Genomic DNA, 18175 nt, shown 5'->3' on the forward strand with positions numbered 1-18175 from the left:
GCGATCCGTGAAGGTGGCCGTACAGTCGGCGCGGGCGTTGTGTCCACGATCCTCGACTAATCGACCTCTCACAAGGTTTGAAGAAGGGCCTCCTGCCAAATGCAGGAGGCCTTTTTTCTCTTTTTCCTGTTCAAAAGGGCAGGGAAAGCGGGAATATAAAAAAAGAGTCATTTTTCCCTTGCATCAAAGGGCAGTCTCTCTTATAAACCCGTCATTCGCTCTTTCACCCCATTAAGGGGATGAGTATTCGGCGTTCTCGATTTTCCTGGTTAAGGATAGAGAATGTCGATGTTTTTTTGTTGTCTGAGTTAGGTAAAACACCTTATGGAACACCAAAATATCCGTATCCGCTTGAAAGCGTTCGATCATCGCGTACTGGATCAGTCCGCGAAAGAGATCGTAAACACCGCCAAGCGTACAGGTGCTCAGGTAAAGGGTCCAATCCCTTTACCGACTCGTATCGAGCGTTTCACCATTCTGCGTTCTCCTCACGTGAATAAGAAGTCTCGTGAGCAGTTCGAAACGCGTACCCATAAACGTCTTTTGGACATTGTGGATCCTACGCCGCAGACTGTTGATGCGCTCATGAAGCTGGACCTTGCGTCCGGCGTTGATGTTGAAATTAAGCTTTAAAGGATTAGGGCAGATGCGATCTGGTCTCATCGCGCAAAAATTGGGAATGACCCGTCTTTTTGCTGATAACGGTAACCATGTTCCCGTTACAGTGTTGAAAGTCGACACCCAAGTCGTTGCGCAGCGTACCGAAGACAAGGATGGCTACACGGCAGTGCAGCTCGGATTTGGTAGCGCCAAGGTCAAGAACGTGAGCAAGCCCATGCGCGGGCACTTCGCCGCTAATAAGGTGGAGCCGAAAGCCAAACTGGCTGAATTCCGCGTGGAGCCTGAAGGTCTTATCGAAGTGGGTGCAGAGATTTCTGCAGAACACTTTGTGGTTGGTCAGTACGTAGACGTTACTGGTACTTCCATCGGTAAAGGCTTTGCAGGGGGCATGAAACGTCACAATTTTGGCGGTCTTCGTGCTTCTCACGGTGTATCAATCTCTCACCGTTCACATGGTTCCACCGGTCAATGTCAGGACCCCGGCCGCGTCTTCAAAGGTAAGAAGATGGCGGGTCATATGGGTGCTGCGCGTGTGACTGTTCAGAATCTCGAAATCGTCGCCACAGATGGCGAGCGTGGTCTTATCATGGTTAAGGGCGGTTTGCCCGGTGCCAAGGGTGGTTACGTTCTGGTGAAAGACGCTGTCAAGCGTGTTGCGCCGGAAGGTTTGCCGTTCCCGGCAGCCATCAAGACTGCTGCTGTTGCGGATGCTCCGGCTGCTCAAGAAGCACCGGCTGCGGAAGCACCGGAAGCGACTGAGGAATAAGTGGCATGAAGTGCGACGTAATTAGTCTTGAAAATAAGAAAGTCGGCGATATTGAGCTGGACGATGCCATTTTTGGTGTTGAGCCGCGCGCTGACATTCTTCACCGTGTAGTAAACTGGCAATTGGCGCGTCGCCAAACCGGTACTCACAAAGTTAAAACCCGTGGTGAATTGGCAATCGTCAAAACCAAACCGTTCAAGCAAAAGGGTACCGGTAACGCTCGTCAGGGCTTTAAAGGTGCGACCCAGATGCGTGGCGGTGCGACCGTTCATGGTCCGGTTGTGCGTTCTTATGCGCATGATCTGAACAAGAAGGTTCGTAAACTCGGCCTGAAATGTGCGCTGTCTGCGAAAGCAGCTGGTGGCGCGTTGGTCGTTATTGACGAAGCCAAGCTGGATGCCCCGAAAACAAAAGAAGCGGTTGCTAAGCTGAAAGCATTGGAACTGACTTCTGCACTGTTTATCGATGCAACCGATGTTGATGCCAACTTCCAGAACGCGATTGCCAATATTCCCGGCATCGACGCTCTGCCAAGTCAAGGCGCCAACGTTTACGACATCCTTCGCGCTGACAAATTGGTTCTGACCAAAGGTGCAGTCGAAAAATTGGTGGAGCGCTTGTCATGACAAAATATCTAGCAAGCAAAGTAACCGTTTCTTCTGAACGTAAGTTTGAATTACTGCGTTCTCCGGTTATCACCGAAAAGGCGACACTGTTGTCAGAACACAACCAGGTCACTTTCCGTGTACCGATGGATGCGAACAAAATTGAAGTTCGCAAAGCTATCGAGGAAGTGTTTGGTGTGAAGGTTACGGCGGTTAATACCATTATTACTAAAGGTAAAACCAAACGTTTCCGTGGCCGCGTTGGTCGTCGTTCCGATGTCAAAAAAGCAATCGTGACACTCGCCGAAGGTGAGTCTATCGATGTGACGACGGGGGTCTAAACCATGGCTTTGAAAAAATTCAAACCAACGACTCCGGGCCAGCGTAATCTGGTTCTGGTTGATCGTTCCGATCTTTACAAGGGCAAGCCGGTCAAAGGTCTGACCGAAGGTCTGCGTAAGACCGGTGGTCGTAACAACACAGGTCGCATTACTTCCCGCCGTATCGGTGGTGGTCACAAGCGTCGTTATCGTTTTATCGATTTCAAACGCAATGCGAAATTTGATGTTGCGGCAACAGTTGAGCGTCTTGAGTACGATCCTAACCGTACGGCCTTTATCGCTCTTATTCGCTACGAAGACGGCGAATTGTCTTACATTCTCGCTCCGCAACGCCTGCAAGTTGGCGACACTGTTGTGTCAGGTCAGCGCGTTGACGTAAAACCGGGTAATGCAATGCCTTTGGCGAGCATTCCGGTCGGTACCATTGTTCATAACGTCGAATTGAAGCCCGGCAAGGGTGGTCAGATCGCGCGTTCTGCCGGTACTTACGTTCAGCTCGTTGGTAAAGACCAAGGGTACGCTCAGCTTCGTCTCGGTTCAGGTGAAGTTCGCCTGGTCCGTGGTGAGTGTCTGGCAACAATCGGCGCTGTTTCCAACCCGGATCAACAGAACGTGAAACTTGGTAAAGCTGGCCGTAATCGCTGGCTTGGCAAGCGTCCATCTGTCCGTGGTGTGGCGATGAACCCTGTCGATCACCCGCATGGTGGTGGTGAAGGTCGCACCTCTGGTGGCCGTCATCCGGTTACACCTTGGGGTAAACCGACTAAGGGTAAACGCACTCGTAGCAACAAGAAGACGGACGCGCTGATTATGCGCAGCCGTCATAAGAAATAGGAGGCCGGCTCGTGGCTCGTTCCGTATGGAAAGGACCGTTTGTTGACGGCTACCTTCTTGGTAAAGCTGAGAAGGCACGTGAGTCCGGTCGCAATGATGTCATTAAGACATGGTCGCGTCGTTCCACTATTTTGCCGCAATTCGTAGGCCTGACTTTCGGTGTCTACAACGGTAACAAATTTATCCCGGTATTGGTGACAGAAGACATGATTGGTCATAAGTTCGGTGAGTTCTCTCCGACTCGTACCTATTATGGTCACGCTGCCGATAAGAAAGCCAAGAGGAAGTAAGTTATGGGTAAGAAAAAGACAGAGCGTCGCCTTGCCGATAACGAAGCAATGGCTCGCGCCAAAATGATCCGTGTCAGCCCGCAAAAGCTGAACCTGGTCTGTGCTTCTATCCGTGGCAAGAATGCTTCTGCAGCGGTTGCTGAATTGGCATTTTCCAAGCGCCGCATCGCAAAAGATGTGAAAGCGGTTCTGGAATCTGCTATTGCCAATGCAGAAAACAATCACCAGCTTGACGTTGACAACCTGTTTGTCGCAGAAGCTTCTGTAGGTCGCGCTATGGTTATGAAACGCTGGAAAGCACGTGCTCGTGGCCGTGTTGGAAAGATTTTGAAACCGTGGAGCAACATGCGCATCATTCTGCGTGAACGTGAGGAGACAGCATAATGGGTCAGAAGGTAAACCCGATTGGTCTGCGCCTCGGGATCAACCGTACATGGGAATCTCGTTGGTACGCCGGTAAAAGCGATTATGCTGACAAACTTCACCAGGATCTGGAACTGCGTGAGTTAATCAAAAAAGAACTCGCACAGGCAGGTGTTGCCAAAGTTGTCATCGAACGCCCGGCTAAACGCGCTCGCATTACAATTCACACGGCTCGTCCGGGTGTTGTCATCGGCAAAAAAGGCCAAGACATCGAGAAACTCCGTCAGCGTCTTTCAGTTATGACAGGCAATGACGTTCGTTTGAACATCGTGGAAATCCGCAAGCCGGAACTGGACGCACAACTGGTTGCTGACTCTATTGCTCAGCAATTGGAACGTCGTGTTTCTTTCCGTCGTGCGATGAAACGTTCCGTTCAATCTGCCATGCGTCTCGGCGCACTCGGTATTCGTATCAACTGCTCCGGCCGTTTGGGTGGTGCTGAGATCGCGCGTACTGAATGGTATCGTGAAGGCCGCGTTCCGCTGCACACACTGCGTGCAAATGTTGATTACGGGACTTCTACCGGTCACACCACTTATGGTGCGTGCGGTGTGAAGGTCTGGATCTTCAAAGGCGAGATCATGGAACACGATCCGATGGCTGTTGAAAACCTTACTGCAGACGCACCGACAAGTGCGCGCTAAGGAGAGAGGTTAGTCATGTTATTGCCAAAACGTACAAAGTTCCGCAAGCAGCATAAAGGCCGTATTAAAGGCAATGCTAAAGGTGGTTCTTCTTTGAACTTTGGAGCTTACGGCTTGAAAGCTTTAACTCCCGAGCGTGTAACGTCCCGTCAAATCGAAGCTGCGCGTCGTGCCATGACCCGTCACATGAAACGTGCCGGTCGTGTCTGGATCCGTATCTTCCCTGACGTGCCTGTTTCCAAAAAACCTGCTGAAGTCCGTATGGGTAAAGGTAAAGGTTCACCGGAATTCTGGGCTTGTAAGGTAAAGCCGGGCCGTATCATGTTTGAAATCGATGGTGTACCGCACGAAGTAGCACGCCGCGCCATGGAATTGGCGGCTGCTAAATTGCCGGTCCGCACGCGCTTCGTAACCCGCTTGGGTGAAGGAGAATAAATATGAAGGCTGCAGAAATCCGCTCCAAAAGTTCTGACGAACTGAAGGATGAACTGCTGAAATTGCGTAAGGAAGCGTTTAATCTTCGCTTCCAGCAAGCCAGTGGTCAATTGGAAAACACAGCTCGAGTCCGTCAAGTGCGTCGCGAAATTGCGCGTATCAAGACGGTCATCGGCGAAAAAGCCTAAGGAGAAAGTGATGCCCAAACGTATCCTCCAAGGCGTTGTTGTTAGCGACAAGCAAGACAAGACTGTTGTGGTGAAAGTAGAACGACGCTTCAAGCACCCGCTCTACAAAAAATTCATCAAGCGCTCTAAAAAGTACGCCGCGCACGACGAGAACAATCAGTTCAAACTTGGTCAATTGGTGAAAATCATTGAAACCAAGCCTATTTCCAAGAACAAGTCTTGGGAAGTTGTTACTGAGGAAGCCTAAGCCTTTAGGCTTCCTCAATTTCGTGACATAAAGAAAATCTTGATAAGTCTTGACTGTTGATGCCTAAACGATTAGGTATCCTCACCTCAAGACATCAAGATTATTCTTGTGTGACTCAAAAGACAGGAAGTCTAAGCGTTTTTAGGCTTCCTTAATTTCGTGACCAGGATCTAGAAAAAGGAATATTCTATGATTCAGATGCAAACCAACTTGGATGTAGCGGATAACTCCGGTGCACGCCGAGTGCAGTGCATCAAGGTTCTCGGTGGCTCCAAGCGCCGTTGGGCTTCTGTAGGCGACGTTATCGTCGTTTCTGTAAAAGAAGCCATTCCGCGCGGTCGTGTGAAAAAAGGTGACGTGCATCGCGCCGTTATCGTTCGCACAGCCAAGGACATCCGTCGCCCTGATGGCTCTGCAATCCGTTTCGATAAAAATGCTGCTGTTTTGATTAACAAAAACGGTGAGCCGATCGGAACGCGTATCTTTGGCCCGGTTACTCGCGAACTTCGCGCTCGTAACTACATGAAAATCGTCTCCCTCGCTCCGGAGGTGCTTTAACATGGCAGCCAAGATTAAGAAGGGCGATAACGTCATCGTCCTGACCGGTAAAGACAAGGGCAAACAAGGCGAAGTCCTGAGTGTTCAACCTGATAATGCCAAAGCCATTGTGCAAGGCATCAATCTGGTGAAACGCCACACGAAGCCGACCCAATTCCAAGCCGGTGGTATCGTTGAGAAAGAAGCAGCAATCGCACTTTCAAATATTGCAATCGTTGACCCGAAAGAAGGCAAAGCAACACGCGTTGGCTTCAAGATTCTGGAAGATGGCAAGAAAGTTCGCGTAGCTAAGCTTTCCGGCGAAGTCATTGATAGCTGAGGGATTGGATAGATGGCTCGTTTAAAAGAAGTATATAACACCACCATCCGTCAGGCGATGAAAGAAGAGTTCGGTTATGCAAGTGATATGCAAATCCCGAAGCTTGAAAAAATCGTCATCAACATGGGTGTTGGTGAAGCTGCTCAGGATAAGAAGAAAATCGACGCAGCGGTAACTGAACTGGAAGCAATTGCAGGTCAGAAAGCGGTTAAAACCATAGCGACTAAATCCATCGCCGGCTTCAAGCTGCGCGAAGGACAAGTGGTTGGTGCAAAAGTTACGCTTCGTCGTAACCGTATGTACGAATTCATGGATCGTCTGGTTAACATCGCTTTGCCGCGTGTTCGTGACTTCCGTGGTCTGAACGGCAAGTCTTTCGATGGTCGTGGCAACTATGCTATGGGTATCAAAGAACAAATCGTGTTCCCGGAAATCGACTACGATCAAATCGACGCGATCCGTGGGATGGACATCGTAATCTGCACAACGGCGGATAATGACGACGAAGCTCGCGCTTTGTTGGCTAAATTCGACATGCCGTTCGCGAAGTAACGATAGAAGGATATTTAGTTATGGCTAAAGCAAGTGCTATCGAGAAAAATAAGCGTCGCGAACGTAAAGTGGCGAAATTTGCACAAAAACGCGCAGAGTTGAAATCAATCATTATGAACCGCGACCTGCCGGGCGAAGAGCGTATGGCTGCTCAGTTTAAACTGAATGCTATGCCGCGCGATGCGTCTAAAAGCCGCATTCGTCTGCGTTGTGAAGTAACTGGCCGCCCGCGTGGCAACTACCGTAAATTCAAGATGTGCCGGATCAAATTCCGCGATCTTGCATCTAATGGTAGCCTGCCGGGCGTGGTGAAATCTAGCTGGTAAGGAGATACGATCATGTCTATGTCAGATCCCTTAGGGGATATGCTGACCCGTATCCGTAACGGTCAACAAGCGAACAAAAGTGCGGTCTCTGCACCGGCGTCTAAGCTTCGCGCGAACGTTTTGGATGTTTTGAAACGGGAAGGTTACATTCGTGGTTTTGAAAAAGTTACCGGCGCTGCTGGTTTCGACGAACTGCGTATCGAGCTGAAATACTACGATGGCAAGCCTGTCATCTCACAAATCAAGCGTGTATCTACACCGGGTCGCCGTGTGTATTCTGGCGTTAATGATTTGCCGAAAGTCTTTAACGGCTTGGGTATTTCTATTTTGACCACCCCGCGTGGCGTCATGTCAGATGCAGAAGCTCGTGAAGCCAATGTTGGCGGCGAGATCCTCTGCACCGTATTCTAAGGGAGCATACTATTATGTCACGTATTGGTAAGCACCCGGTAGAAGTCCCGTCCGGCGTTACCGTTACCATTAACGGTCAGGACGTTGTCGCCAAGGGTAAAAACGGTGAATTGACTTTCACTGTGATGGATGAAGTTGTTGTTTCTCAGGAAGAAGGCAAAGTTGTTGTCGCTCCGAAAAACGAAACTCGTCGCGCTCGTCAAATGTGGGCTACGGCTCGCACACGTATTAACAATCTGGTCATTGGTGTGAACGAAGGTTTCTCCAAGTCTTTGGAAATCACTGGCGTTGGTTATCGTGCCGCCGTCAAGGGTTCTAACTTGGAGCTTCAACTGGGGTTCTCCCATGACGTAATCGTGCCGATTCCGTCAGACCTGCAGATTGCTTGCCCGTCTCAAACAGAGATTACGATCTCTGGTGCGGATAAACAAAAAGTTGGCCAAATTGCCGCTGAAATCCGCGCATTCCGTCCGCCGGAGCCTTACAAAGGCAAAGGTGTTCGCTACAAGGGTGAGTACATCCTTCGTAAGGAAGGGAAGAAGAAGTAATGTTGAGTACAAGACAACTTCAGGAACGTCGCAAAAGCCGCGTTCGTTTCCAGATCCGCAAGCGCGCCGCCGGTCGCCCGCGTTTGTCGATTTTCCGTTCCAGCAAGCACATCTATGCGCAAATTATCGACGATACACAGGGTGTAACGTTGGTTGCCGCATCTTCCATTGAGAAAGATCTCAAGGGTAGCTTGAAAACTGGTGCTGACAAAGACGCAGCCGCTAAGGTTGGTGCTTTGGTTGGTGAGCGCGCTGTCGCTGCCGGTATCAAGGATGTCGTCTTCGACCGTGGTGGCTACCGCTATCATGGGCGTGTGAAAGCTTTGGCTGACGCAGCTCGTGAAGCTGGTCTGTCGTTCTAAAGGAAGAATGAGATATGGCACGTAATCCTAAAGAAAACTCTCGCGGTAAAGGCCGTGGCAAAGAGAAGGTACAGGAGCAAGACTCCGACCTGATCGATAAGCTCGTCGGCATTAACCGCGTCGCCAAGGTGGTCAAAGGTGGCCGTCGCTTCTCGTTTGCTGCTATGGTCGTTGTTGGTGACGGTCGTGGTCGTGTCGGTTTCGGCACGGGTAAAGCACGTGAAGTTCCGGAAGCCATCCGTAAGGCTACTGAGCAAGCGAAACGTAACATGATTCGTATCCCGCTTCGCGAAGGTCGTACACTTCACCACGATGTGAAGGGTCACTTCGGCGCAGGTAAAGTTATCCTGCGTGCTGCACCGTCAGGTACCGGTATTATTGCCGGTGGTCCGATGCGTGCAGTGTTTGAAACAATGGGCGTACAGGACGTTGTTGCGAAGTCTATGGGTACTCAAAACCCGAACAACATGATTAAAGCGACTTTTGATGCGTTGCAGAATTCGTTCTCTCCGCGTTCCATCGCCTCCAAGCGTGGTAAGAAAGTTGGTGAAATCGTGGCCCGTCGGGACTCTGGTGCGGCTGCTCAGGCTGCTGCAAAGGAGTAATGAGACATGGCTAAGAAAAATACCGTTAAAGTGCAACAGATCGGTAGCCCGATCGGTCGCAATAAAGATCAACGTGCTACGTTGGTTGGCCTTGGTTTGAACAAAATGAACCGTGTTGCGGAACTGGAAGATACTCCTTCTGTTCGCGGCATGATTTCTAAAGTTCAACATCTTGTAAAAATCGTTGAGTAAGGTGTGATCCCACACCTTCCTCTTTTTCGAGAGTTTACGAGAAACTTTAAAGGATTTGAAACATGAAACTCAATGAGCTTCGTGACAATGACGGCGCAACAAAGTCTCGCATGCGTGTGGGCCGAGGGATCGGTTCCGGCAAAGGCAAGACTTCTACGCGTGGTCAAAAAGGTCAAAAAGCCCGCAACACAGTTGCTGTGGGTTTTGAAGGCGGTCAAATGCCGCTGTATCGCCGTTTGCCTAAGCGTGGCTTTAACAACATCTTCCGTACGGAATTCGCTGTTGTTAACGTTGGTCGCATTCAAAAGGCGATTGATGCAGGTAAAATCAAGGACGGTGACACTGTCACTGTTGAGGTTCTAAAGGCCGCTGGTCTTGTGAACCGTGTGAAGGACGGCGTTCGTCTCCTGAACAAAGGTGAGATTACCTCAAAAGTAACGGTTGAAGTCAATAGCGCTTCTGCTGGTGCAATCGCTGCTGTCGAAAAGGCAGGCGGTTCCGTCAGTGTTGACGCTGCTGAGTAAAACCGACTTCGATTTTCGGACCAAGTAAGTAAGTCCAGGGGACCGTTATGGCATCTGCCGCAGAACAATTAGCCGCTAACATGAGCTTCGGTTCTATTGCGAAAGCAGAAGAACTGAAAAAGCGTATCTGGTTCACGTTGGGGGCATTGATCGTTTATCGAATTGGCGCTTACATTCCTATTCCGGGTATCGATCCGGTTATTCTGCGTGATTTGTTCACGCAGAATGCCGGTGGCATTCTTGGGATGTTTGATATGTTCGCCGGTGGTGCGTTGGGTCGTATGACCATTTTCGCACTGAACATCATGCCTTATATCTCAGCTTCCATCATCATGCAGTTGGGCACGGCGGTTTCGCCAAGCCTGGAAGCCATGAAGAAGGAAGGCGAGTCAGGTCGCAAAAAGATTACGCAATACACCCGTTATCTGACGGTGTTGATCGCGTCCTTGCAAGCATACGGTATTGCCGTAGGTCTGGAAGGGATGAATTCCTCTGCTGGTTCAGCGGTTATAGATCCGGGGTATTTCTTCCGGGGAGCAACCGTTATCACGCTGGTTGGAGGTACTATCTTCTTGATGTGGCTGGGTGAGCAAATTACGGCTCGCGGGATTGGTAACGGCATTTCTTTGATCATCTTCGCAGGTATTGTGGCGAATTTACCAAGTGCTTTGGCGGGAACGCTGGAACTTGGTCGTACGGGGGCTCTATCCGTACTGTTCATCATCTTGCTGCTGGCGATGAGTGTTGGCGTGATTATGTTCATCGTGTTCATGGAACGCGCCCAACGCAAAGTCGTGATCCAATATCCCAAACGCCAACGTGGAAATAAGGTTTATGGGGGCGAGTCTTCCCATATGCCATTGAAAATCAACACGTCTGGTGTTATCCCGCCCATTTTTGCCAGCTCTTTGCTGTTGCTGCCGACGACTGTTATTTCCATGACAGCCGGGCAGGGACCGGAATGGCTGCAAACTGTTGCTGCATGGCTTGGTCGCGGGCAACCGTTATATATCAGTCTGTACCTTGGGTTGATTGTTTTCTTTGCTTTCTTCTATACATCGGTTGTTTTCAACCCGGTAGAAACAGCGGAAAACCTGCGCAAGAACGGTGGGTATGTACCGGGCATTCGTCCGGGGAAAAATACGGCGGAATATCTGGATAAGATCACAAGTCGTTTGACAGTTATCGGTGCGGCATATTTGTCCGCTGTCTGTCTACTGCCTGAAATTCTAATTGCGGAATGGCAAGTTCCTTTCTATTTTGGTGGAACAAGCTTGTTGATCGTTGTAACGGTTACAATGGATACGGTAGGGCAAGTGCATTCGCATCTTCTCGCCCACCAGTATGAAGGTCTGATTAAGAAGTCAAAACTCAGGGGGAAAAGAGGATGAAACTTATCCTGTTAGGTGCACCAGGTGCTGGTAAAGGTACTCAAGCAAAACGTCTCGAAGAAGCTTATGGCATTGTTCAACTCTCCACCGGCGATATGCTGCGTGCGGAAGTGGCCAGTGGCAGCGAAATCGGACAAGAATTGAAAGCTGTTATGGAAGCAGGCAATCTCGTTACTGACGAATTGATTATTTCCATGATTTCCAGCCGCGTCGAACAGGATGATTGTCAAAAAGGTTACATCCTTGATGGTTTCCCGCGTACAACAGCACAAGCCGAAGCTTTGGATGCCATGTTGGCAGAAAAAGGTCAAAAGCTTGATGACGTCATCGAAATGGTTGTCGATGAAGATGCGCTTGTTGAACGTATCACCGGTCGTTATACCTGTGCCAAATGTGGTCAAGGGTATCACGATAGTTTCCAGAAGCCTAAAGCTGAAGGTGTCTGTGATAAATGTGACGGGACAGAATTTACCCGTCGCGCCGATGATAATGAAGAAACCGTTCGTTCCCGTTTGGAATCTTATCGTAAACAAACAGCCCCGATTGCATCTCACTATGAAGCAAAAGGGATGTTGAAGAAAGTCGATGGCATGGCTGACATCGATGAAGTTACCGCTCAGCTCAAGGCGATCTTGGGTTGATTTAATTGGAAAGGGGGCTTGACAGGAAGGATTTCCTTTCTATAATCCCGCCCCTCGGTTTCCGGTAAGTTTTTTACTTACCTTTAGTATTTTTTTGGTGTGAGGAGAACCGCTTTGGCGCGTATTGCAGGTGTAAACATCCCGACACAAAAACGTGTTGTGATTGCACTTACATATATTCACGGAATTGGCCCGGCGAAATCACAGGAAATCTGTGAGAAAGTAGGCATTCCGTTAGAGAAGCGTGTAAACGAATTGGCTGACGACGAAGTCGTTAAAATTCGTGAAACGATTGATGCAGACTACACGGTTGAAGGTGACCTTCGTCGTGAAGTTGCGATGAACATTAAACGTCTGTTGGACTTGAAAAGCTACCGCGGCTTGCGTCACCGGAAAGGTCTTCCGGTTCGTGGTCAACGTACCAAGTGTAACGCTCGCACCCGCAAAGGACCTGCGCGTCCGATCGCGGGTAAAAAGAAATAATTCAAGTAGGATAGTTGAATTATGGCAAAAGCTAGTAGACAAAGTCCGCGTCGTCGTGAGCGCAAAAATATCGTTTCCGGTATTGCACACGTAAACGCAACGTTTAACAACACGATCATCACCATTGCCGATGCACAAGGTAATGCAATTTCTTGGTCTTCTGCTGGTGCACAAGGTTTTAAGGGCTCTCGTAAGTCCACACCTTATGCAGCACAGATGGCAGCCGAGGATGCTGGCAAAAAGGCGATGGAACACGGCATGAAGACCCTTGAAGTTCTGGTTAAAGGCCCGGGCTCTGGGCGTGAATCTGCACTGCGCGCTTTGAACGCAGTTGGTTTCACGATCACATCTATTAAGGATGTGACGCCGATTCCGCACAACGGTTGCCGTCCGCGCAAACGTCGTCGCGTATAATTCGCTTTTGAAAAGCGGGTTTTTCTCACAAATAACCGGTACCGGTTTAGGTATCGGTTATTTGCCGTGAACCCAGCTTTTTTGGATTCGCGTATTTTTTTTTAATGCTTGTGTGAGGTCAGGGTTGTGATTCAAAAGAATTGGCAAGAACTCATTAAACCGTCCAAGCTTGAAGTGAAGTCTGGCGAAGATGATGGTCGTACGGCCGTTATCGTTGCTGAACCGCTTGAGCGTGGATTTGGTCTGACTCTTGGTAACGCTATTCGTCGTGTGTTGCTGTCGTCGCTGCAGGGTGCAGCTGTAACCGCAATTCAAATCGACGGCGTTTTGCACGAGTTTTCGTCTGTCGCGGGTGTCCGTGAAGACGTGACTGATATTGTTCTTAATGTTAAGAACATTGCTCTTCGTTGCGAAAGCGAAGGCGTGAAGAAAATGCATCTTCAGGCAACCGGTCCCGGTCCCGTGACCGCCGGTATGATCGAATGTCCGGCTGACATCTCTGTGATGGACCCGGATCTCGTGATTTGCCACCTTGATGCAGATGCCAAGCTGAATATCGAATTCACAGTTGATACGGGCAAGGGCTACGTTCCCGCTGTTCAAAACCGTCCGGAAGATTCTCCGATCGGTTTGATCCCTGTTGATGCGATCTTCTCTCCGGTGAAGAAAGTGTCTTACAAAGTGGATAACACGCGTGTAGGCCGTGTAACCGACTATGATAAACTGTCTTTGACAGTGACCACAGACGGTTCCGTAACACCGGAAGATGCTGTTGCTTTGGCGGGTCGTATCCTGCAAGATCAACTGCAACTCTTCATCAACTTCGAAGAGCCGGAAGTGGCTCTGCCGGAGAAGAAAGAAGACGATCTTCCGTTCAACAAGAATTTGTTGCGCAAAGTAGACGAGCTGGAACTTTCCGTTCGTTCTGCCAACTGTCTCAAAAACGACAACATCATCTATATCGGCGATCTGGTTCAGAAAACCGAAGCAGAAATGTTGCGTACGCCGAACTTCGGTCGTAAGTCCCTCAACGAGATCAAGGAAGTTCTCGGTGGTATGGACTTGTCACTGGGGATGGACGTTGACGGCTGGCCGCCGGAAAATATCGAAGACCTGGCGAAACGTCTGGAAGATCCGTTCTGATCTTTTAGATAACCGTTGGGTTATTTGGGGTCATGTTGATCCCGGCTTTTCGTTCCTGCTCTTTTCTTGATTTATGGGAAAGGGGTAAGGCGAAAAGGTTTACTTATCGCTCTTGCCTTGCAAGACGAACTCTGATGAAGGAGATACCGCTATGCGTCACCGTATGTCTGGTCGCAAATTAAACCGTACTAAATCACACCGCCGCGCTTTGTTTGCGAACATGGCGGTTGCTCTGATCACTCACGAGCAAATCAAAACAACTTTGCCGAAAGCAAAAGATCTTCGTTCCATTGCGGACAAAATGATCACTTTGGGCAAACGTGGTGATTTGCACGCACGTCGTCAGGCGATGGCTACTCTGCGCGACGAAGCAGCTGTTAAGAAGCTGTTCGACGTTCTTGGCCCGCGTTACAAAGAACGTAACGGTGGTTATACACGTGTTCTTAAAGCCGGCTTCCGTTTTGGCGATGCCGCTCCGATGGCTTTCATCGAGCTGGTTGAGCGCGACGTAGAAGCAAAAGGCGCAGCCGATAAGGCGCGTGTTGAAGCTGAACGCGAAGCAGAAGATGCTGCTGAAGACCTCGCTGTATAAGTGATCTTTCGCACCTTTAAAAAAGGCGGTTACCTTCGGGTAGCCGCCTTTTTTTATATGGATTGCGCCGTAGAAACCTTTTTCAGACTTTGGGTTTGGCCTTGCGCGTTCAAAGTGATAAGAACAAATCTAAGAAGAATTCCCTTTTTGAGGGTCTCAAAAAGGGAAAATTAATCAGATCACTGGGGACATGGGGTTTTATGCTTATCAGAATTTTCCTTATTGTGTTTTTAGTTGCAACATCTGCTCAGGCCGAGATCAAAGAGGTTCCAACATCAAAAGCGCAAGTGCAATTGTCCTACGCACCTTTGGTGAAAGCAGCAGCCCCGGCTGTTGTGAATGTGTATACCTCCAAAACGGTGCGGACACGAAATGTGTCCCCTTTGTTTAACGACCCGTTCTTTCGCCGTTTTTTTGGCGATGCGTTTCGTAATGCGCCTCAAGGCGGGCAACAAAGGAAAGTGCAAAACTCGTTGGGTTCCGGTGTGATTGTCGAAGCCAGTGGCGTCATCATTACAAATCATCATGTCATTGAAGGCGCAGATGATATCAAAGTGGTGTTGAACGACCGGCGCGAATTTGAGGCAAAGGTTCTGGGCTCAGACGAACGCACTGACTTGGCTGTTTTAAAGGTGAATACAGAAGGGGCCATGTTGCCGACCTTACCTTTGGGTGAGTCCGATAGTCTGGAAGTCGGGGATATCGTTCTTGCCATTGGTAACCCATTCGGAGTCGGGCAAACCGTGACCAGCGGGATTGTTTCTGCCTTGGCGCGGACCCATGTTGGTATTACGGATTATAGTTTTTTCATTCAGACAGATGCGGCAATTAACCCCGGTAATTCCGGCGGGGCGCTTGTGGATATGAATGGCAAACTGGTGGGTGTGAACTCGGCCATTTATTCAAAAGGCGGCGGATCGAACGGGATCGGCTTTGCCATTCCGGTCAGTATGGTGCGTTCTGTGATTTCAGGGGTGAGTGAAACGGGTAAGGTCGTGCGTCCGTGGCTGGGGGCAAGCGGGCAATCTTTGACACAAGATTTGGCCTCTACCTTCAAACTTCCCCATCCAACAGGTGTTTTGATTGATACGATTTATCCCGGTGGTCCGGCAGAACGGGCCGGGCTGAAACGCAGTGATGTTATTTTGTCCATTGATGGTTACGAGATTGATGATCCGCAGGCCTTGCGTTTTCGTCTGGCAACCCGGCCATTGGGCAGTCAAACCACACTGGAAATCTTGCGTCATGGTAAACGTATGAACCTGAAGTTCGATATCTTGCCACCACCGGAAACCCCGAAACGCGAAGAAACCCGTATTCAGGGGCGCAACCCTTTTACCGGGGCTGTGGTCGTCAATATGTCACCGGCGCTAAATGATGAATTGGGCTGGGACACCATGACCCGTGGTGTGGCGATTTTGAAATTGCGCCGGGGTAGTACGTCCAATCGATTGGGTTTTCGTCCCGGTGATCAGATTGTCGGCTTGAACGGGCAGGAGATCCAATCGGTTCAAGACCTCATGCGGGTGTTGGATAAGCTGGACGGACGCGAAGGCAACTGGCTGGTCGGAATTATGCGCAATGGAAAACGCCAAGAGTTGAGATTTCGCGGATGAGTTCTCTTTTCGATGATCAAGCCCCAAGACCGCTTGCTGACAGATTGCGTCCCCAGACTTTGGAAGATGTGATTGGTCAAGATCATCTTTTAAGTGAAGATGGCCCTCTTGGTCGTATGGTGCGTTCCGGGGGGCGTTTGACGTCTATGATCCTGTGGGGGCCGCCGGGATGTGGTAAAACCACTGTGGCGCGTCTTCTGGCTGATAAGACAGATTTATATTTTGAACCACTCTCTGCGATTTTTTCCGGCGTGGCGGATTTGAAAAAGGTTTTTAAGGATGCCAAGTCCCGTCATCAGGCCGGGCAGGGGACCTTGTTGTTTATTGATGAAATCCATCGTTTTAACCGTGCACAACAAGATGGCTTTTTACCTTTTGTCGAAGATGGAACGGTTGTTCTGGTTGGGGCGACAACGGAAAATCCCTCGTTTGAATTGAATGCGGCCCTGATGTCGCGCTGTCGGGTCATGGTGCTGAAACGTCTGTCGGACGAGGCATTGGAAGGATTGCTTGTTCGTGCGCAAAGTGAACAAAAACGAACGTTACCTTTAAACACAGATGCCCGTGCGGCCCTGCGGGCAATGGCGGATGGGGATGGGCGATATTTGCTGAATATGGTCGAAGCGGTGTTTGAACTGCCCGATGATCCTATTCTGGATACGGACGGGCTGTTGAAGGTCGTGCAAAAACGCATGCCGATTTATGACAAATCCCAAGAAGGTCATTATAATCTGATTTCGGCTTTTCAAAAATCCTTGCGCGGCAGTGATGCCGATGCGGCCCTTTATTGGTTTGCGCGCATGCTGGATGGTGGGGAAGACCCGAAATATATTGCCCGGCGTTTGTTGATTACCTCGGTTGAAGATGTTGGCTCCGCAGACCCTAATGCCATGACTCAAGCCTTGCAGGCGTGGGAAAGTTACGAACGCTTGGGCAGTCCGCAAGGCGAATATGCCTTGGCACAGGCGGTTATTTATGTGGCGATGGCACCGAAATCCAATGCCTCTTACACGGCTTATAAGGCGGCACGCGACATGGCGCGCAAAACGGGTTCCCTTATGCCGCCCAAACATATTTTAAATGCCCCGACCAAGATGATGAAAGATATCGGGTATGGGGATGGTTATCAGTATGACCACGATGCCGAAGGCGGTTTTTCCGGTCAGGATTTTTTCCCCGAAGAAACAGGACGGATGGAATTTTATCATCCCAATGACCGTGGCTTTGAACGCGAACTCGCCAAGCGCCAAGCTTATTGGGCGAAATTGCGGGCAGAGAAAAAGCGTTAAGCGTCTTTCTTCATCAACTCTTTTAATTCGGCAATTTCGCTACGCAGGCTGATGATTTCTGTTTTCAGGCTTTCTGTGTCGGCATGCATATTGGCTTCAATCTCGTGGGCTTCGGTCTGATGTTGCGATTGCATGGCATCGACGATGACACCGATAAACAGGTTGATAACGGCAAAGCTGGTCACAAGGATAAAGGGAACGAAGAAAATCCACGCAAGGGGGTGTTGTTCCATAACCGGGCGGACAATCCCCATTGACCAGCTTTCCAATGTCATCACCTGAAACAGGGTGTACATGGACGCCCCGATCGTGCCGAACCATTCCGTGAATGTTTTTGCGTAGAAATTGGTGGTAAGAACGGCGGAAACATAGAAAATCAGGGTAATCAGTCCGATAATGGAAAACATACCGGGGATTGCCGAAATGAGCGCCTGAATAACCGAGCGCATTTGCGGGACCATTGACATCAGGCGTAAGACCCGAAGAATACGGAAAGACCGCAAGACAGCCAAGGGACCGGATGCCGGGATCAAGGCAATGGCGACGACCGCAAAATCAAACAGGTTCCAGCCGTTTTTGAAAAATGACCAGCCACGCCCATAGAGTTTTAAGCCAATTTCGATGACGAAAATGCCCAAGGCAACTTTATCCAGCAGATGCAGCAGGCTTCCGAATTGCGCCATGATTGCATCGGAGGTTTCCAACCCCAATGTGATCGCATTCAGGATGATCACGCCTGTGATGAAATACTGAATTTTTGTGCTTTCAATCCAGTTCAAAAGACGCAAACGAGTGGACATGTCGGCTTTTCCAGT

Annotated in this window: 30 protein-coding genes; 29 read left to right on the top strand and 1 reads right to left on the bottom strand. The window is 49.7% G+C overall.

Annotated elements, in window-relative coordinates; genetic code table 11:
• Positions 1–324: 324 nt before the first annotated feature.
• The 29 genes from rpsJ (at position 325) to IEW74_RS15425 (ending at position 17360) form a co-directional block, all read left to right on the top strand.
• The gene (gene rpsJ / locus IEW74_RS15285; RefSeq protein ID WP_028878479.1) at positions 325–633 is read left to right on the top strand and encodes a 30S ribosomal protein S10; all 309 of its coding nucleotides are present in this window, start codon (positions 325–327) and stop codon (positions 631–633) included.
• Between the two features lie 13 nt (positions 634–646).
• Complete coding sequence (gene rplC, locus IEW74_RS15290; RefSeq protein ID WP_188666741.1) at positions 647–1387, top strand: 50S ribosomal protein L3; 741 nt, start codon at positions 647–649, stop codon at positions 1385–1387.
• Between the two features lie 5 nt (positions 1388–1392).
• Positions 1393–2013, top strand: a complete 621-nt coding sequence (gene rplD, locus IEW74_RS15295; RefSeq protein ID WP_188666742.1) for a 50S ribosomal protein L4 — start codon at positions 1393–1395, stop codon at positions 2011–2013.
• Positions 2010–2333: a 50S ribosomal protein L23 gene (locus IEW74_RS15300; protein WP_188666744.1), complete on the top strand. Its 324-nt coding sequence runs from the start codon at positions 2010–2012 to the stop codon at positions 2331–2333. Before rplD ends, IEW74_RS15300 begins: the two co-directional genes overlap by 4 nt.
• 3 nt (positions 2334–2336) lie before the next feature.
• The gene (gene rplB / locus IEW74_RS15305; protein WP_188666747.1) at positions 2337–3167 is read left to right on the top strand and encodes a 50S ribosomal protein L2; all 831 of its coding nucleotides are present in this window, start codon (positions 2337–2339) and stop codon (positions 3165–3167) included.
• Positions 3168–3178: 11 nt separating this feature from the next.
• Positions 3179–3457 (top strand): 30S ribosomal protein S19, encoded by a 279-nt coding sequence (rpsS, locus tag IEW74_RS15310; RefSeq protein ID WP_188666749.1) that lies wholly within the window; start codon positions 3179–3181, stop codon positions 3455–3457.
• A 3-nt stretch (positions 3458–3460) separates the two neighbouring features.
• A complete protein-coding gene (gene rplV / locus IEW74_RS15315) occupies positions 3461–3841 on the top strand; it encodes a 50S ribosomal protein L22 (RefSeq protein ID WP_188666751.1) in 381 nt (126 codons plus the stop codon).
• The gene (gene rpsC / locus IEW74_RS15320) at positions 3841–4524 is read left to right on the top strand and encodes a 30S ribosomal protein S3 (RefSeq protein ID WP_188666753.1); all 684 of its coding nucleotides are present in this window, start codon (positions 3841–3843) and stop codon (positions 4522–4524) included. Before rplV ends, rpsC begins: the two co-directional genes overlap by 1 nt.
• A gap of 15 nt (positions 4525–4539) precedes the next feature.
• Positions 4540–4959: a 50S ribosomal protein L16 gene (gene rplP, locus IEW74_RS15325; protein ID WP_188666755.1), complete on the top strand. Its 420-nt coding sequence runs from the start codon at positions 4540–4542 to the stop codon at positions 4957–4959.
• Between the two features lie 2 nt (positions 4960–4961).
• Entirely contained in the window at positions 4962–5147 is a 186-nt protein-coding gene (gene rpmC / locus IEW74_RS15330; RefSeq protein ID WP_188666757.1) for a 50S ribosomal protein L29, read from the top strand.
• 10 nt (positions 5148–5157) lie between these two features.
• Positions 5158–5394, top strand: a complete 237-nt coding sequence (gene rpsQ / locus IEW74_RS15335; RefSeq protein ID WP_188666758.1) for a 30S ribosomal protein S17 — start codon at positions 5158–5160, stop codon at positions 5392–5394.
• Between the two features lie 189 nt (positions 5395–5583).
• Entirely contained in the window at positions 5584–5952 is a 369-nt protein-coding gene (gene rplN, locus IEW74_RS15340; RefSeq protein ID WP_188666759.1) for a 50S ribosomal protein L14, read from the top strand.
• Position 5953: 1 nt separating this feature from the next.
• The gene (rplX, locus tag IEW74_RS15345; protein WP_188666760.1) at positions 5954–6271 is read left to right on the top strand and encodes a 50S ribosomal protein L24; all 318 of its coding nucleotides are present in this window, start codon (positions 5954–5956) and stop codon (positions 6269–6271) included.
• 12 nt (positions 6272–6283) lie between these two features.
• Positions 6284–6823, top strand: a complete 540-nt coding sequence (rplE, locus tag IEW74_RS15350; RefSeq protein ID WP_188666761.1) for a 50S ribosomal protein L5 — start codon at positions 6284–6286, stop codon at positions 6821–6823.
• 20 nt (positions 6824–6843) lie between these two features.
• Positions 6844–7149: a 30S ribosomal protein S14 gene (gene rpsN / locus IEW74_RS15355; protein WP_188666762.1), complete on the top strand. Its 306-nt coding sequence runs from the start codon at positions 6844–6846 to the stop codon at positions 7147–7149.
• Between the two features lie 12 nt (positions 7150–7161).
• Positions 7162–7560 carry a 30S ribosomal protein S8 gene (gene rpsH / locus IEW74_RS15360; RefSeq protein ID WP_188666764.1) on the top strand — a complete coding sequence of 133 codons (399 nt, stop codon included), beginning with the start codon at positions 7162–7164 and terminating at the stop codon, positions 7558–7560.
• A 14-nt stretch (positions 7561–7574) separates the two neighbouring features.
• Entirely contained in the window at positions 7575–8108 is a 534-nt protein-coding gene (rplF, locus tag IEW74_RS15365) for a 50S ribosomal protein L6 (protein ID WP_188666767.1), read from the top strand.
• Positions 8108–8470 (top strand): 50S ribosomal protein L18, encoded by a 363-nt coding sequence (gene rplR, locus IEW74_RS15370; protein ID WP_188666769.1) that lies wholly within the window; start codon positions 8108–8110, stop codon positions 8468–8470. The genes rplF and rplR overlap by 1 nt, the downstream gene beginning before the upstream one ends.
• A 14-nt stretch (positions 8471–8484) precedes the next feature.
• Entirely contained in the window at positions 8485–9075 is a 591-nt protein-coding gene (rpsE, locus tag IEW74_RS15375) for a 30S ribosomal protein S5 (protein WP_188666771.1), read from the top strand.
• 6 nt (positions 9076–9081) lie between these two features.
• Positions 9082–9267 carry a 50S ribosomal protein L30 gene (rpmD, locus tag IEW74_RS15380; RefSeq protein WP_188666773.1) on the top strand — a complete coding sequence of 62 codons (186 nt, stop codon included), beginning with the start codon at positions 9082–9084 and terminating at the stop codon, positions 9265–9267.
• 62 nt (positions 9268–9329) lie between these two features.
• Positions 9330–9791 carry a 50S ribosomal protein L15 gene (rplO, locus tag IEW74_RS15385; protein WP_188666776.1) on the top strand — a complete coding sequence of 154 codons (462 nt, stop codon included), beginning with the start codon at positions 9330–9332 and terminating at the stop codon, positions 9789–9791.
• Between the two features lie 47 nt (positions 9792–9838).
• Positions 9839–11182, top strand: coding sequence for a preprotein translocase subunit SecY (secY, locus tag IEW74_RS15390; protein WP_188666779.1), 1344 nt, complete (start codon positions 9839–9841; stop codon positions 11180–11182).
• Positions 11179–11823 carry an adenylate kinase gene (locus IEW74_RS15395; protein ID WP_188666781.1) on the top strand — a complete coding sequence of 215 codons (645 nt, stop codon included), beginning with the start codon at positions 11179–11181 and terminating at the stop codon, positions 11821–11823. The genes secY and IEW74_RS15395 overlap by 4 nt, the downstream gene beginning before the upstream one ends.
• 114 nt (positions 11824–11937) lie before the next feature.
• Positions 11938–12306 carry a 30S ribosomal protein S13 gene (gene rpsM, locus IEW74_RS15400; protein ID WP_188666783.1) on the top strand — a complete coding sequence of 123 codons (369 nt, stop codon included), beginning with the start codon at positions 11938–11940 and terminating at the stop codon, positions 12304–12306.
• A gap of 21 nt (positions 12307–12327) precedes the next feature.
• Positions 12328–12720, top strand: a complete 393-nt coding sequence (gene rpsK, locus IEW74_RS15405; RefSeq protein ID WP_188666785.1) for a 30S ribosomal protein S11 — start codon at positions 12328–12330, stop codon at positions 12718–12720.
• Positions 12721–12846: 126 nt separating this feature from the next.
• Complete coding sequence (locus IEW74_RS15410) at positions 12847–13863, top strand: DNA-directed RNA polymerase subunit alpha (RefSeq protein WP_188666787.1); 1017 nt, start codon at positions 12847–12849, stop codon at positions 13861–13863.
• Between the two features lie 151 nt (positions 13864–14014).
• A complete protein-coding gene (gene rplQ / locus IEW74_RS15415; RefSeq protein WP_229734386.1) occupies positions 14015–14455 on the top strand; it encodes a 50S ribosomal protein L17 in 441 nt (146 codons plus the stop codon).
• A gap of 200 nt (positions 14456–14655) precedes the next feature.
• Entirely contained in the window at positions 14656–16071 is a 1416-nt protein-coding gene (locus IEW74_RS15420; RefSeq protein ID WP_188666789.1) for a DegQ family serine endoprotease, read from the top strand.
• Positions 16068–17360 (top strand): replication-associated recombination protein A, encoded by a 1293-nt coding sequence (locus IEW74_RS15425; RefSeq protein ID WP_188666791.1) that lies wholly within the window; start codon positions 16068–16070, stop codon positions 17358–17360. Before IEW74_RS15420 ends, IEW74_RS15425 begins: the two co-directional genes overlap by 4 nt.
• Here IEW74_RS15425 and IEW74_RS15430 read toward each other — a convergent pair.
• Positions 17357–18160 (bottom strand): ion transporter, encoded by an 804-nt coding sequence (locus tag IEW74_RS15430; RefSeq protein WP_188666793.1) that lies wholly within the window; start codon positions 18158–18160, stop codon positions 17357–17359. The two genes, IEW74_RS15425 and IEW74_RS15430, sit on opposite strands and share 4 nt — an antisense overlap.
• Positions 18161–18175 lie beyond the last annotated feature (15 nt).

The sequence above is a fragment of the Terasakiella brassicae genome (assembly GCF_014641495.1).
Classification (GTDB): Bacteria; Pseudomonadota; Alphaproteobacteria; order Rhodospirillales; family Terasakiellaceae; genus Terasakiella; species Terasakiella brassicae.

Coding starts and splice junctions, on each gene's coding strand:
- rplB (WP_188666747.1), top strand. CDS start 2,337: ATGGCTTTGAAAAAATTCAAACCAACGACTCCGGGCCAGCGTAATCTG.
- rpsK (WP_188666785.1), top strand. CDS start 12,328: ATGGCAAAAGCTAGTAGACAAAGTCCGCGTCGTCGTGAGCGCAAAAAT.
- IEW74_RS15425 (WP_188666791.1), top strand. CDS start 16,068: ATGAGTTCTCTTTTCGATGATCAAGCCCCAAGACCGCTTGCTGACAGA.
- rplN (WP_188666759.1), top strand. CDS start 5,584: ATGATTCAGATGCAAACCAACTTGGATGTAGCGGATAACTCCGGTGCA.
- rpsE (WP_188666771.1), top strand. CDS start 8,485: ATGGCACGTAATCCTAAAGAAAACTCTCGCGGTAAAGGCCGTGGCAAA.
- secY (WP_188666779.1), top strand. CDS start 9,839: ATGGCATCTGCCGCAGAACAATTAGCCGCTAACATGAGCTTCGGTTCT.
- rplD (WP_188666742.1), top strand. CDS start 1,393: ATGAAGTGCGACGTAATTAGTCTTGAAAATAAGAAAGTCGGCGATATT.
- IEW74_RS15430 (WP_188666793.1), bottom strand. CDS start 18,160: ATGTCCACTCGTTTGCGTCTTTTGAACTGGATTGAAAGCACAAAAATT.
- IEW74_RS15300 (WP_188666744.1), top strand. CDS start 2,010: ATGACAAAATATCTAGCAAGCAAAGTAACCGTTTCTTCTGAACGTAAG.
- rplX (WP_188666760.1), top strand. CDS start 5,954: ATGGCAGCCAAGATTAAGAAGGGCGATAACGTCATCGTCCTGACCGGT.
- IEW74_RS15420 (WP_188666789.1), top strand. CDS start 14,656: ATGCTTATCAGAATTTTCCTTATTGTGTTTTTAGTTGCAACATCTGCT.
- rplV (WP_188666751.1), top strand. CDS start 3,461: ATGGGTAAGAAAAAGACAGAGCGTCGCCTTGCCGATAACGAAGCAATG.
- rplR (WP_188666769.1), top strand. CDS start 8,108: ATGTTGAGTACAAGACAACTTCAGGAACGTCGCAAAAGCCGCGTTCGT.
- rpsN (WP_188666762.1), top strand. CDS start 6,844: ATGGCTAAAGCAAGTGCTATCGAGAAAAATAAGCGTCGCGAACGTAAA.
- rplO (WP_188666776.1), top strand. CDS start 9,330: ATGAAACTCAATGAGCTTCGTGACAATGACGGCGCAACAAAGTCTCGC.
- rplQ (WP_229734386.1), top strand. CDS start 14,015: ATGCGTCACCGTATGTCTGGTCGCAAATTAAACCGTACTAAATCACAC.
- rplF (WP_188666767.1), top strand. CDS start 7,575: ATGTCACGTATTGGTAAGCACCCGGTAGAAGTCCCGTCCGGCGTTACC.
- IEW74_RS15395 (WP_188666781.1), top strand. CDS start 11,179: ATGAAACTTATCCTGTTAGGTGCACCAGGTGCTGGTAAAGGTACTCAA.
- rpmC (WP_188666757.1), top strand. CDS start 4,962: ATGAAGGCTGCAGAAATCCGCTCCAAAAGTTCTGACGAACTGAAGGAT.
- rpsQ (WP_188666758.1), top strand. CDS start 5,158: ATGCCCAAACGTATCCTCCAAGGCGTTGTTGTTAGCGACAAGCAAGAC.
- rplE (WP_188666761.1), top strand. CDS start 6,284: ATGGCTCGTTTAAAAGAAGTATATAACACCACCATCCGTCAGGCGATG.
- rpsH (WP_188666764.1), top strand. CDS start 7,162: ATGTCTATGTCAGATCCCTTAGGGGATATGCTGACCCGTATCCGTAAC.
- rpmD (WP_188666773.1), top strand. CDS start 9,082: ATGGCTAAGAAAAATACCGTTAAAGTGCAACAGATCGGTAGCCCGATC.
- rplP (WP_188666755.1), top strand. CDS start 4,540: ATGTTATTGCCAAAACGTACAAAGTTCCGCAAGCAGCATAAAGGCCGT.
- rpsJ (WP_028878479.1), top strand. CDS start 325: ATGGAACACCAAAATATCCGTATCCGCTTGAAAGCGTTCGATCATCGC.
- rpsC (WP_188666753.1), top strand. CDS start 3,841: ATGGGTCAGAAGGTAAACCCGATTGGTCTGCGCCTCGGGATCAACCGT.
- rplC (WP_188666741.1), top strand. CDS start 647: ATGCGATCTGGTCTCATCGCGCAAAAATTGGGAATGACCCGTCTTTTT.